The sequence below is a fragment of the Microvirga sp. P5_D2 genome (assembly GCF_054049475.1).
In genome coordinates this window covers 1-12119 of the sequence record NZ_JBFUMH010000159.1, presented here as the reverse complement: position 1 = coordinate 12119, position 12119 = coordinate 1, and the positions used below count along the sequence as shown (strand labels likewise).

13 protein-coding genes are annotated in these 12119 nt (G+C 61.2%); 5 read left to right on the top strand and 8 right to left on the bottom strand.

Annotation, left to right across the window (positions count from 1 at the left end):
- The 4 genes from ACXJKO_RS25525 to ACXJKO_RS25510 form a co-directional block, all read right to left on the bottom strand.
- On the bottom strand, positions 1–1138 hold a 1138-nt coding region (locus ACXJKO_RS25525; RefSeq protein WP_457093872.1), incomplete at its 3' end, for an AMP-binding protein.
- The gene (locus ACXJKO_RS25520) at positions 1135–2304 is read right to left on the bottom strand and encodes an acetyl-CoA acetyltransferase (protein WP_457093871.1); all 1170 of its coding nucleotides are present in this window, start codon (positions 2302–2304) and stop codon (positions 1135–1137) included. The genes ACXJKO_RS25525 and ACXJKO_RS25520, both read right to left, overlap by 4 nt.
- Positions 2305–2390: 86 nt before the next feature.
- Complete coding sequence (locus tag ACXJKO_RS25515) at positions 2391–4262, bottom strand: TRAP transporter large permease (protein ID WP_457093870.1); 1872 nt, start codon at positions 4260–4262, stop codon at positions 2391–2393.
- Between the two features lie 92 nt (positions 4263–4354).
- A complete protein-coding gene (locus tag ACXJKO_RS25510; protein WP_457093869.1) occupies positions 4355–5374 on the bottom strand; it encodes a TRAP transporter substrate-binding protein in 1020 nt (339 codons plus the stop codon).
- A gap of 219 nt (positions 5375–5593) precedes the next feature.
- On the opposite strand from ACXJKO_RS25510, the gene ACXJKO_RS25505 reads away from it, so the two are divergent.
- Complete coding sequence (locus tag ACXJKO_RS25505) at positions 5594–6406, top strand: IclR family transcriptional regulator (RefSeq protein ID WP_457093873.1); 813 nt, start codon at positions 5594–5596, stop codon at positions 6404–6406.
- 58 nt (positions 6407–6464) lie between these two features.
- Positions 6465–7460 (top strand): aldo/keto reductase, encoded by a 996-nt coding sequence (locus ACXJKO_RS25500; protein ID WP_457093868.1) that lies wholly within the window; start codon positions 6465–6467, stop codon positions 7458–7460.
- Positions 7461–7548: 88 nt separating this feature from the next.
- Here the strand turns inward: ACXJKO_RS25500 and ACXJKO_RS25495 are convergent, their stop codons facing one another.
- The 3 genes from ACXJKO_RS25495 to ACXJKO_RS25485 form a co-directional block, all read right to left on the bottom strand.
- Entirely contained in the window at positions 7549–8205 is a 657-nt protein-coding gene (locus ACXJKO_RS25495) for a class I SAM-dependent methyltransferase (RefSeq protein ID WP_457093867.1), read from the bottom strand.
- 191 nt (positions 8206–8396) lie between these two features.
- Positions 8397–8726, bottom strand: coding sequence for an MliC family protein (locus tag ACXJKO_RS25490; RefSeq protein ID WP_457093866.1), 330 nt, complete (start codon positions 8724–8726; stop codon positions 8397–8399).
- Positions 8727–8737: 11 nt separating this feature from the next.
- Complete coding sequence (locus ACXJKO_RS25485; protein WP_457093865.1) at positions 8738–8974, bottom strand: BrnA antitoxin family protein; 237 nt, start codon at positions 8972–8974, stop codon at positions 8738–8740.
- A 221-nt stretch (positions 8975–9195) separates the two neighbouring features.
- On the opposite strand from ACXJKO_RS25485, the gene ACXJKO_RS25480 reads away from it, so the two are divergent.
- Positions 9196–9942 carry an extensin-like domain-containing protein gene (locus tag ACXJKO_RS25480; RefSeq protein ID WP_457093864.1) on the top strand — a complete coding sequence of 249 codons (747 nt, stop codon included), beginning with the start codon at positions 9196–9198 and terminating at the stop codon, positions 9940–9942.
- A gap of 77 nt (positions 9943–10019) precedes the next feature.
- Positions 10020–10550 (top strand): hypothetical protein, encoded by a 531-nt coding sequence (locus ACXJKO_RS25475; protein WP_457093863.1) that lies wholly within the window; start codon positions 10020–10022, stop codon positions 10548–10550.
- 319 nt (positions 10551–10869) lie between these two features.
- Here the strand turns inward: ACXJKO_RS25475 and ACXJKO_RS25470 are convergent, their stop codons facing one another.
- Complete coding sequence (locus ACXJKO_RS25470; RefSeq protein WP_457093862.1) at positions 10870–11046, bottom strand: hypothetical protein; 177 nt, start codon at positions 11044–11046, stop codon at positions 10870–10872.
- Positions 11047–11119: 73 nt separating this feature from the next.
- Between ACXJKO_RS25470 and ACXJKO_RS25465 the strand changes: the two genes are divergently transcribed.
- The coding region (locus ACXJKO_RS25465) for a C1 family peptidase (protein ID WP_457093861.1) at positions 11120–12119 on the top strand (1000 nt) is incomplete at its 3' end.

The following is a 12119-nucleotide window of genomic DNA, read 5'->3' as shown; positions in this document are numbered from 1 at the left end:
GTCTCGTGGGCTCGGAGATGTGTATACTAGACAGGTCCTGAATCGAAACCTGCATCCCGGTGCGCTCGTAGCCACAGGTGCCCACCTTCACGCCGGCGGCATCCTCGGCCTCGTGGAGCGCGGGCGGAAGCACGGTGATGTTGCCTGTGACCTCGCCGAGCCCAAAATACTGGACCAGAACCTTCCCGAGCTTCCTGAGCGCGTGCTTCTGGTCCTCCCGGTACATGGGCGCGCCTGCGTAGATCACGTAGCGCAGGGACGAGTGATCATGCGCGTCGACCGAAGGGTGCTCGGTCAGCATCTTCACGATCGTCGGAACCGTGAACATGTTGGTGATCCGCCACTGCGCGACAAGCCCCCAGGCCTCGTCGGCATCGAAGCGATCACTCTTGAGGAGGACAGTCTTGACCCCGCGCGCCACCTGCACGAGCTGATGAATGCCGGCTCCGTGCGAGAGCGGGGCCAGCACCAGAGATGAATCCTCATGCGTGGTGCCCGGCATCAGGTCGCAGAGGTGGTTCGTGATCACGAACGCCATCTGGCCATGGGTGAGAACCGCCGCCTTGGGACGCCCCGTCGTGCCCGACGTGAAGAAGAACCAGCACGGATCGTCATGCTCGACAGCCGCCATCGGGGCACTCTGTCCGGAATACTGCGCGACGAGCGCGTCGTATTCCTCGCCGAACTTCGATGCTCCGATGGAGATCACGAAGCGGATACCAGGAGCGGCCTCTCGCGCTGCCGTGACGTGTTCCGGAAATTCGCAATGGGAGATCATCGCGGACGCGCCGCTCGACTGGGCGAGATAGGCCACCTCACCCGGTGTCTGACGGTAATTCGTCGGCACCCAGACAGCACCAAGCCGGAAGCTGGCGAACATCGATTCAAACATCTGATGGCAGTTCTTGGACTGCACCAGAATGCGATCACCTTTCTTCACGCCCCGTGCGGCGAGCGCTGCCGCCATGGCGTCTACCCGCCGGTCGAGTTCGGCCCAAGTCCAGGTTTCATCTCCCCGGACGAAACCGATCTCGGTCCCATATCGCCGCGCCGTTTGACGCAGGAAATGGGAGAGGTTCATGACCCGCTTGGAAACGGGCGCAACGCCGCCTGTGGGAGCTTGATCAGAGCTCCTCATTTCCGCCGCTCCAGGATGGATACGTAGTTGGTGACGGCAGCGCCGCCCATGTTGAAGACGCCCGCGAGCTTCGCATCCGGAATCTGCATATCGCCGGCCTCGTTCATGAGCTGAAGGCAAGCCATGACGTGCATCGACACGCCTGTCGCACCAATCGGGTGTCCCTTCGATTTGAGACCACCGGAAGGGTTGATCGGCAGGCGGCCGCCCTTCTCGGCGATCCCTTCCTGAACAACGCGGTATCCCTCACCGGGAGCCGCCAGTCCCATCGCCTCGTATTCGATGAGTTCGGCGATGGTGAAGCAGTCATGGGTCTCGACGAAATCGAGATCGTCCAGGGTGATGCCGGCGCCTGCTCGCGCCTTATCCCAAGCCATCCGCGCCCCGGCGAAAGCCGTCGGATCACGCCGTGAGAGCGGAAGGATGTCATTGACGTGCTGGCGGGTGCGGAAGGCGATTGCCTGCTGGAGGCGCTCAGCCGTCTCCTCGTCAGCCACGACGAGCGCCGCCGCCCCATCGGAGATCAGCGAGCAGTCGGTCCGCCGCAGAGGCGCCGCCACGTAAGGATTTTTGTCGGAGACGACGTTGCAGAACTCGAAGCCGAAATCGCGCCGCATCTGTGCATAGGGATTTGCGACGCCGTTCCTGTGGTTCTTCGCGGAGATGCGGGCGAGTTCCTCGCTGCGGTCGCCATAGCGCTGGAAGTAGTTCTGAGCGATCCGGCCAAACACCCCGGCGAAGCCGCCATCGATGTCGGCCTCTTCCTTGCGATACGACGCGCTCAGCAGAATATCGCTCGTTTCGACCACGGGCTTCGCGGTCATCTTCTCGGCTCCGACGACCAGGGCGATGCGCCCGCGTCCGCTCTCGACGAAGTCGAGGGCCGAGTAGATCGCGGCAGACCCGGTCGCGCACGCATTTTCCAAGCGTGTCGCGGGAACATAGGCAAGATCAGGCTGGCTGAGCGCAACCTGAGCGGCCTCGAAGCCCTGCTTCGAGAAGCCGTTGTTCATCACGCCGACATAAATCCCGTCGACGTCTCCCGGTCCGACACCCGCATGAGCGAGGGCCTCACCCGAGACGCGCGCCATCAGGCTCTCGACATCGGGATCTTCCAACTTGCCGAAAGGTGTGTGAGCCCAGCCAACGATACAAGCACGTGCCATGTCGCAATTCCTTCAATAATATTTCGAAGTGGTGTCGTCGTACGCTTACTGGTCGCCTGCCCCTCAAGGGTTGCAGGCGAAGGTCGTTACAGAAGCCCGATGGAAATCCAGGGCACCGTGGCGATGATGACCAGGCCGATGAGCAACGCCACGAGGTAAGGCCAGATCGCGCCAATGGCTTCGTCGGGCGGAACGTTTCCGATCTTGCAGGCAAGATAGAAGCCCACGCCGATCGGCGGCGCCATGAGGCCGATATTCATCGCCGTGACCATGACCATCGCGTAGTGGATGTCGTTGATCCCAAGGCTCTTCGCGATCGGGAACATGAGCGGAGCCATGAGCACGATGGCGGGAAGGCCCTCGAGCACGCTTCCCAGAATGAGGAAGACCACGATGGTCACAGCCATGAACGAGAGCCAGCCGCCGGGCAGTCCCGTCATCAACGTCGCGAGACTCTGAGCGACGCCGGCCTGTGTGATCGCCCACGCCATCGCAAGCGCGGTACCGAGGATCAGCAGGATCGATCCGGTGAGAGCGGCCGTCTCGACGAGCATGCCGTAGAACGTACGCCAGCCGATGCCGCCGTAGAGGACGATGCCGACGAAGAGGGCATAGATCACCGCGATGGTCGATACCTCGGTCGCCGTTGCTACACCGCCGGCCACCGTGCTGCGGATCAGGAACGGCAGGACAAGGGCAGGCGCCGCGACGAGAAGCGTGCGACCGATCAGCGAGACCGGTGCCCGCCGGACGTTCACCATGCTCTCGTGCCGGCTCTTCCAGCGAGCCAGGATCGCAAGAACCGCGAGCAGAACCATGGCGACTACGATGCCACTGGTGAACAGGCCGGCAATGGACACGCCCGCAACCGATCCCAGCACGATCAGGACGATGCTGGGCGGAACCGTGTCCGCCATGGCAGCGCCCGTCGCGAGGAGAGCAATCATCTCCCGCGGGCTGTGGCCGCGCCGCTTCATCTCCGGAAACAGCGCCGGAGCGACGGTTGCCATGTCGGAGACCTTGGATCCGGAAATACCGGAGACCACGAAGAGCGAGCCGAGCAGCACGTAGGACATGCCCGCCTTCACATGCCCGAGCAGCGAGGCCAGGAAGTCGATGATGGCCTTGCCCATGCCGGTAGCATCAAGGATGCAGCCCAGAAGGACGAAGATCGGGACCGACAGCAGGATAAGGCCGGACATTCCCTCGTCCATGCGCCCGATCATGACGAAGATCGGGACCGGCGTCGCGAAGGCGAGATAACTCAGCGTACCGATGCCGAAGCAGAATGCGATGGGAACGCCGGCGACCAAGCACGCTGCGACGAATACAACGAGGAAGAGAATGATCTTGCTGTTGCCGAGCCTCAAGAGAGAAGGCGAGAAAAACCACAGCAGGCCGGCGATCAAGGCGATGACGAGGGCCGAGACGATCAGGTTGCGCCATGTCGAAGTTCGGAGGGCATATGCGAGCACGATGCCCAGCATGGCAACCATGCCGAAGGGAATGGCGGCCGCGCGGAAGGTGTTGGGAATCTCCAGTGCGGCGGTGGAGATGTACCACTCCTCCATCGCATAGTCGAAGGCCGGGGCGACCAGCGCCACGAGGAAGGTGGCGATCACCAGAAGCCCGAAGGTCTCTACGAACCGCTGTACCCGCTCCGGCATCATATTCAGGAACAGCGTCAGCCTGAGATGTTCGTTTCGGTCTAACGCGATCGCGGACCCGAGCATCGCGAGCCACAGGAAGCACAGCGATGCAACCTCATCGATCCACACCACTGGGAGCGAGAACACGTAGCGGGAGATCACGCCTGCCAGCAGCAGCACAACGATGGTGACCAGCAGGGCGGACGCAACAATCTCGAAAGGCCTGAGAAGGCGAGAGCCCGGCCGGATGTCGCCCTCGACGACAGGTACCGACTCCGGAGCGGATAATACGTGTGCAGAGGATGTCATATCCACGTTCCTTATGGAATTGCGGGGATCATCCAAGGATCGGATGATCCCGCAATCTCGGCAGCAGAGGCGCGCTTATCGACACCGATGCCTTAAGCCAGGGAGCCGACCGACTTCTCAAGGATCGCCCAAGCCTCGTCGCCGTACTTGCCCTTCCATTCGGCATAGAAGCCCGCCTTGCGCAGCTTGTCGCGGAACGGCCCCGGATCGGGCTGGTTGACGGTCATGCCCTTCGTGGCGAGTTCCTGCTGGAGGCCGGTATTGAGCTTGGCGACGTCCTCGCGCTCTTTCTCCGCCGCAGCATTGATATGCTTGGCGACGATGGTGCGAACATCCTGCGGCAGTCGCTCCCAGGCGCGTCGGTTGCCCAGGAACCAGAAGCCGTCCCACATATGATTGGTCATCGAGAGGTACTTTTGCACCTCATACAGCTTGGCGGTCGAGATGATTGCCAGCGGATTTTCCTGACCATCGACGACCTTGGTCTGAAGAGCCGTGTAAGTCTCGTTGAAGTTGATCGACGTGGGCGCGGATTCGAACGCCTTGTACATCGATGTCCAGAGCGGCGAGACCGGCACTCGAATCTTGAAGCCCTTCAGATCGTCGGGCGTGTTGATCGGCTTGGCCGAGGACGTGGTCTGGCGGAAGCCGTTATCCCAGATCTTGTCCATGACAACGAGGTTCGCCTTTGCGATCTGCTGGCGGACATACGCGCCTAAGTCTCCGTCCATGGCTTTCCAGACCGAAGCGTAATCCGGGAAGGCAAAGCCCACACCGTTGATGGAGGCGGCCGGCACGAGCGTCGACAGGATCAGGCCCGAGAGTGTGAAGAACTCGACGCCGCCTGAGCGCACTTGGCTGAGCGTGTCGGTATCGGACCCGAGCTGACTGCTGGGAAAGATCTGAAGTTCAAAGCGACCATTGGTCTCGGCCTTGATGGCCGCAGCCATCTCTTGAGCCCGCACGTTCATGGGATGCGCAGTCGGCAGGTTGTTCGCGTATTTGTAGGTGAACTCGGCCTGCTGGGCGCGTGCGACGAACGGCGCTCCCACAACACCGCCTGCAAATGCGGTTGAGCCGGCGATGAGCAGACGGCGACGAGAGATGATCATATATACCTCCTGGTCAGGCCCCAACAGGACCTTTGCGTTTCCTTGGATTTTTTGGGTCCATCTCATGGACCTTCTTATTTCTTGACGTTAGGAAGACGTCTGGATTTCGATTTGTCAAACGCTTATTGTTTCCGCTCGGGATAACAAGCCGGCCAAGTCCGAGAGGTCCATATTATGGAATATCTCAAGAGCACGTCAGCCAGGAAAGCTGTGCAGGTGATCGGCGACGCTGCTGCCGGCGGCGCTCAAAGCATCGACCGTGCCGCCACCCTGCTTCTCCTCGTTGGCCGGGCGGGGCCGCATGGTGCCCGCCTCTCGGAGCTTGTCGAACAGTGCGATCTTTCCAAACCGACCGTCCGGAGAATGCTTCTAGCCCTCGTAAGAGCAGGCCTTCTCGACCAGGATCCGGAAACACGGCGCTACTATATCGGACCCGAGATTTATGTTCTGGGCAACATCGCAAGCACTCGCTTCGGCATCCATCCAATCTCTCTCCGCTCTCTCGTACGGCTGAGCCAGGAGACGGGCGACACGGCTTTCCTTTCGGTCCCAAGGGGCGTGTATTCCATCTGCGTCCATCGCGAGGAAGGCCCCTACCCGATCCGAATCCATGCGCTTCACGCCGGAGACCGACACCCATTGGGGGTTGGGGCCGGAAGTCTTGCTTTGCTGTCTGCCTTGCCGGATCACGAAGTGGAGGAGGTCCTGGCCGCAAACGCCGAGGTCTTAGCCGAGAAATATCCCCGCCATGCGCCATCAGCACTGCGCATGCTCGTTCAGGAAGCCCGGACGAAGGGTTATGCGCTCAACCCAGGCCTGATTCTCTCCGGTTCATGGGGTGTCGGGGTTTCCATTCGCGGGGCGGATGGCCGACCGGCCGGTGCGCTCTCCATTGCCGCCATCGAAAGCCGATTGAGCGAGACGCGGCAACGGGAGATCGCGTCGCTCTTGAAGAAGGAAGCGGCCTGGATAGAGATGCGTCTGGGCGAGGTTGGCACAGCCGACGGAGTGCCAAGAAGGAAGACCAGATAAGCCCGGGCGTGCCACGCTTGCCCGTGGATGTACGAAGCGAAACAGGAGGAACTAACTCATGAAGACACGGAAGCTCGGCCATCACCTTACCGTTTCGACAATCGGACTCGGCTGCATGGGCATGAGCCACGCCTATGGTGGTCAGGATGAGCAGGAGTCCATCCGCACGCTCCATCGGGCCGTCGAGCTCGGCGTCACCTTCTTCGATACTGCCGAGGTCTATGGCCCGTTCGCAAACGAAATACTGGTCGGCAAGGCATTGAAGCCCTACCGCGACAAGGTAGTGATCRCCACCAAGTTCGGCTTCCGGATCGACACAAGCAAGAAGGACGCCGGTGCCATGGCTGGCCTCGACAGTCGTCCGGAGCATGTTCGCGAAGTGGCCGAGGCATCGTTGAAGCGGCTCGGGGTCGATGTGATCGACCTGTTCTACCAGCACCGCGTCGATCCCCAGGTGCCGATCGAGGAAACCATCGGCGCCATGGCGGAACTCGTGCGGGAGGGCAAAGTGCGCGCACTGGGCCTCTCAGAAGCAGGAGCCGCCCAAATCCGCCGCGCCCATGCCGTCCATCCGATTTCCGCTCTTCAAAGCGAATATTCACTCTGGACCCGCGATCCGGAAGGCGAAGTCCTCGACACGTGCCGTGAGCTTGGTATCGGCTTCGTGCCATTCAGCCCTCTCGGCCGCGGCTTCCTGACGGGCAAGATTCAGAAGCCGGAGGATTTCGGCACCGACGATTTCCGGCGGACGCTTCCGCGCTTCAGCCCCGAGAACATGGCCGCCAATGCCACGCTCGTGAACATGCTGAACGAGATGGCGGTGACGAAAGGCGTGACGGCCGCGCAGCTCGCGCTTGCCTGGGTGATCAACCAGGGAGATTTCATCGTCCCCATTCCTGGCGCACGGAAAATCCCGCATCTGGAGCAGAACGTCGCCGCCGCGGATATTGTGCTTTCACCGGAGGAGTTGAAGGCACTCGGCGACATGCTGGCGCCGGAAAAATTCGCCGGCAAGCGCTATGGTGATGCGGCCATGTCGCTGACCAACCGGTGAGTTGGAGGACTATTGCCGGGTGAAGTCAATACTTGGCAGGGCATCGGAATGGTAACCGATGCCTGCTACTCGCTGTCGGAGGAAAGATTTATTTGATGATCCGGCACTTTGGAGGATCGACGTCAAAAGGGAACTTGCCCTGCGCGGTGAAGAAATCGTCGAAGGCTTTCTTCACCTCGGGCCAGTGAGGGTAATCGTCTCCGATAAGCACGCCTTCATGTCGGATCATAGGCCACCATTCGCGAAGATCCGACGTGACGGCATGGTAGTCATGGCCCCCATCTATGTGGACAACGTCAACCTGAACCCCGTGATATCGCATGACGTTTGCAGCATTCACGGAGTCGAGCGGCAGAGGCAGGACATAGTCTTGCAGCCCTTCCCCAATGATATTTGCAACGAATGTATGGTAGATGGAGGGAAAGCCGTTGCTGAAATTCAGATGGGCGAACCACTCATCATTGGTCCAGTGGTCCCATGCTCCGAGCCAGGTATCGACCGCTATCACAACCCCATCGATATTCATTGCCTTCATCTTGGAAGCGAGAGAGATGACGGAACCTCCCTTCCACACGCCGACTTCGACGACGATCGACGGGCTGTGCGCCTCAATAGCATCGGTGAGATATGGATGGCGTGAACCCCAGCCCTGATGATCCTGCCGATACAACCGGTCCGGAAAGTTCAGGAAGGGATCATGACCACGCCATATCTTATTCATCAGTGCCTCGCGAATACTTGTCATCTTCCGTCTCGCTCGGTTCCAGATCTGCACGAAGCGGTTTGCTACACACCTGGAATAACCTTATTTCCGCCGATAAGGTTCGTGGGCTCAAAGAGTCGGCTTCGGGTCAAAGATAGCCTTTAAGCGTGGGGTCGCGAAGGTCCGCTCACCTTTCACTCGGAGACATTCGACCAGCGAGCCGGAAGGTGAGCCTAGCTGCTAATGCGACAGCTTGTTGATTGTCCCGCTCGGGTCAGGGTTGCCCCCTTCCCTTTGACCCAGAACTCTACGTCGCCCTGCGTATAGCGGCCTCCGTCTGCAGAGACGGCCTGCGGGAGCATCGTCTCGGTCGAGGATCCGGCATAGACCAGCTTGACTGATCCCATGGCGGTGCTCGGGGGAGAGAACGTGGCCTGAAGCTTTGTCCCATCCTCGCAGGTGTAGTGAACCGCCCGAGGATCTTGGGCGGCCGCTCCGGTGACGCCTAACAGGAACAGGGCGATCCAGATCGCTTTGCCCGGAACAGGAATTGCGTGTTGCACGAGATAGGTCCTTACTTGCCCGCCACCTTGCGCAAAGCCGCATTGATGCGCTCCTGCCATCCCGGGCCGTCCTGCTGAAAGTGCTCAAGCACATCCTGATCAAGCCGCAGGGTGACAGTCTCCTTCACACCCGGGATGGATGGAGCCTTGGGCGGGCCCTCAATCGGCTGGGCTGTCGCCTTTTTGAAGGCTGCCTCAGCAGCCTTCAAGGGATCAGCCGGCCGGCGTCCGCTTGGTGATCTCGACATGGTTCCCTCCACTTTGACACTTCCTTCGAAGCTACCTCTCACAAGAGGTATCGCATGGTATAGCACCACAAGCGCCTCTAGACGCGATCCGGCCTATCAAATGCGGCTCCTGCTGGTGCAGTTTCTAGCTCATGCTGTCTGTCTGGGCCTCCTGAACCGTTTTGGACACTTGCAACCCTTCAGCTCGGCTTCGAGTTGAATCGCGGGGGCCGGAGGAGTCCATGCTGGGCAAAGCCGTTGCGAGCGTCATTCCCGTTATGATCGCGCAGGCCGCTCTCGCGCAGGCCATGCCGCCCCTCCCGCCACCGCGGCCGGCGGAGGCGCCATTGCCTATCACGCCGCCTGCCCCGCAGCCCCAGCCTCCAGCCATCCCGGTGACGGATGCACCCTCAACCACCTCGGAGGCCGACACCTGTCTGGCCGGGCTGAAGGCTGCCGGCTTTGAGGTCGAACTCGCGGAGCCACCCCAAGTTTCGAACGAACTCTGCCGGATCGAGACCCCAGTTCGGCTCAAGGCTGTTCCGGTTCCGGCACGGACAGAGGCGGCTGTCCGGCTCACCGACCAGCCCATTCTGGCTTGCCGGTTCGCAGGCCCTCTGGGACGCTGGATCGGGGACTTGGTAGCTCCCCTCGTGGCGGGCATCAAGGGAGCCGAGCTGAAGGCCGTTCGCACCGGGCCAGGCTTCGAATGCCGTAACCGGAACGGGGCGGCGGTGGGCAAGCTGTCAGCCCACGCGCAGGGTCTTGCGATCGACATTGCCGGTTTTGAGCTTGTGAACGGCTCCACGCTGCGGATCAAGCCGGAGGCCGGAGCAGCGCCCGACCCGGCGCTCGCAGCGCTTAGAACCGCAGGGTGTGGCTGGTTCACCACGATCCTGGGACCCGGCTCGGATGAGGCCCATCATGACCATCTCCATGTCGACATTCAGCAGCATGGATCGAGCGACCGCTATCGCATCTGCCAGTAGGGTCAGCGGCTTGCCACGGCGGTCCGGGAACGTAGGCAGAGAGCTGACGTTGACGCGAGGGCACAGGAGACGCCCGCATGAGCACCGCCGCCCACCGTCTGAGCGTAGCCGCTATCCTGTCGTGTGCCGTTACCGCACTCACCTGGAGTCCCGCACTGGCGGCCGAGACCGACTTTCTCGAGCGCTTCCGCGGCAACTGGTCGGGCTCCGGCACGGTGCAGCGCGAGGGCCACTCTCAGCCGCGGCAGGTGACCTGCTCGGTAACCGGAAACCCTGCCGAGAACCGGATCAGCGCACAGGGCAATTGCCGCGCCGTCCTTGTCTTCACGCGTCAAATTGGAGTTGATCTGGCCTACGATCCCCGCTCCGGCACCTATCGTGGCACCTACACCGGCTCCCGGATTGGTCCGGCTCAACTCTCTGGCACGCGCAACGGCGACACCGTGAACCTCAGGATCGAATGGCCGCGCCCGGTCAACGGCGACACGCAAGCCGCGATGGTGATCCGGAACGACGGCCGGGGTATGCTCCGCATTACGGTTGCGGATAACCTCACGCCTGGTGGTCCGATCCAGCAGACATCCGAGATCATCCTGTCACGTCGGTGACCAACAAGTCGTGCCCATCGTGAGCCGGAGCCTGACGAATTTCGGTTCCTCTCCAGCCTCATGGGTCTGCCGCTGGAGTCCCCTGCCCTTGCTGAAGGTCTGCTCAGGCGGCGTAAGCTGACTAAAGCCGTATGTCCGAGAAGTGCCATCCGGACATTCGCTAGAAATGTCTCCGGTGTCTGCTCTGTGAGGAGCGCAAGGCGGGGGCGTTACGCGCTGATTTAGCCAGCAGGTAAACAGTTGTTTGCGGTCTCCTGGAAAACCAAGTTTCCTGGGTCGACGGCTACGTTTGAGCGTGAGATGATATTGCGGGGGCGATCTACTTCTGCGGTGTCATGATGGCGCGAGCAAGAGCCCAATCGAACTCCGGCAAGGGATCGCGTAAAATCGGCGGATCCGATGTTTCCTCCTCCCCGTCAGCCCCCATCCGCAATTCCCCGCGGTCGGCGCCTGCGGCTACATCTGACAACGTTCCCAGCGATGCAAGAACGTCCACGACGCCAATCCCAACAGGGATTCGGGTTGGCAATCGTGAGTTCGCCGGCGCAAGCAAGAAGCTCGGACCTCATGTGCTCGACATCCTCCCCGATATGCCCGACATCCGGGACCGCATCTATCTCCCTCACTTGAGATCCCTCCATCCCGGCATCTACCCGAGGATTGCATTTCCCGTCCGGGATCAGGGCAAGGACTCAAGTTGCACGGGCTTTGCCTTAGCACATGTGATCGACTTCCTGCAGTGCCGGGAAATCGGTCCCGACCGGCCGGAGCCGGTGAGTTCGCGCATGCTCTATGAGATGGCGAAGCGCAACGACGAATGGGAGGGCTCAGCCTATGAAGGATCGAGCCTGCGCGGTGCGATCAAAGGTTTTTACCAGAACGGCGTTTGCACCGATACCACTGCGCCAGACAAACCTGGGATCAAAGATTGGGCGCTCACCTATGTCATGGCGAAGGAGGCGCGGGACACACGCCTGGGGGCCTATTTCCGGCTCCAGCCAGATATCAGCGACTATCACGCCGCACTCAATGAGATCGGCGTGATCTACGCGTCAGCGCAAATCCATTCGCATTGGGAGGCCCCGAAGGACGATCTCATTGAGCCCGGCGGCGATCCCGTTGGAGGTCACGCCTTCGCCATCGTGGGATACGACGACACGGGCTTCTGGATCCTGAATTCCTGGGGTGCGGACTGGGGCGTGAACGGTGTTGCGAGGTGGACCTATGCGGACTGGGCGAACACGATCATGGACGCATGGGTTCTGCAGCTCGGTGTCCGCGCACCGTCTGCATTCGGGGCCACCCCAGGCGCGACGCCAACGAGCACAACGGGTCTCTTCGGCTACGCCGAGCCGACACGAGCCGACATCATCGGACACTTCATTAACATCGATGACGGGCTCCTTGTCACGTCGGGCAAATACGGTTCGCCGACAGACACCGAGATGCAGGAGACCGTCGCGCGCCTGACCAAGGCCGACRCGAACGACAATCTCGGCTATGAGCACCTCATCATCTATGCGCATGGAGGTCTGAACCCCCTTGGAGCCGAGGCTCAGCGCATTGCGA

What these genes read in the sequence shown, in the direction of transcription:
- ACXJKO_RS25520 (WP_457093871.1), bottom strand. Translation starts at nt 2,304, where the DNA reads ATGGCACGTGCTTGTATCGTTGGCTGGGCTCACACACCTTTCGGCAAG.
- ACXJKO_RS25515 (WP_457093870.1), bottom strand. Translation starts at nt 4,262, where the DNA reads ATGACATCCTCTGCACACGTATTATCCGCTCCGGAGTCGGTACCTGTC.
- ACXJKO_RS25510 (WP_457093869.1), bottom strand. Translation starts at nt 5,374, where the DNA reads ATGATCATCTCTCGTCGCCGTCTGCTCATCGCCGGCTCAACCGCATTT.
- ACXJKO_RS25495 (WP_457093867.1), bottom strand. Translation starts at nt 8,205, where the DNA reads ATGACAAGTATTCGCGAGGCACTGATGAATAAGATATGGCGTGGTCAT.
- ACXJKO_RS25485 (WP_457093865.1), bottom strand. Translation starts at nt 8,974, where the DNA reads ATGTCGAGATCACCAAGCGGACGCCGGCCGGCTGATCCCTTGAAGGCT.
- ACXJKO_RS25480 (WP_457093864.1), top strand. Translation starts at nt 9,196, where the DNA reads ATGCTGGGCAAAGCCGTTGCGAGCGTCATTCCCGTTATGATCGCGCAG.
- ACXJKO_RS25475 (WP_457093863.1), top strand. Translation starts at nt 10,020, where the DNA reads ATGAGCACCGCCGCCCACCGTCTGAGCGTAGCCGCTATCCTGTCGTGT.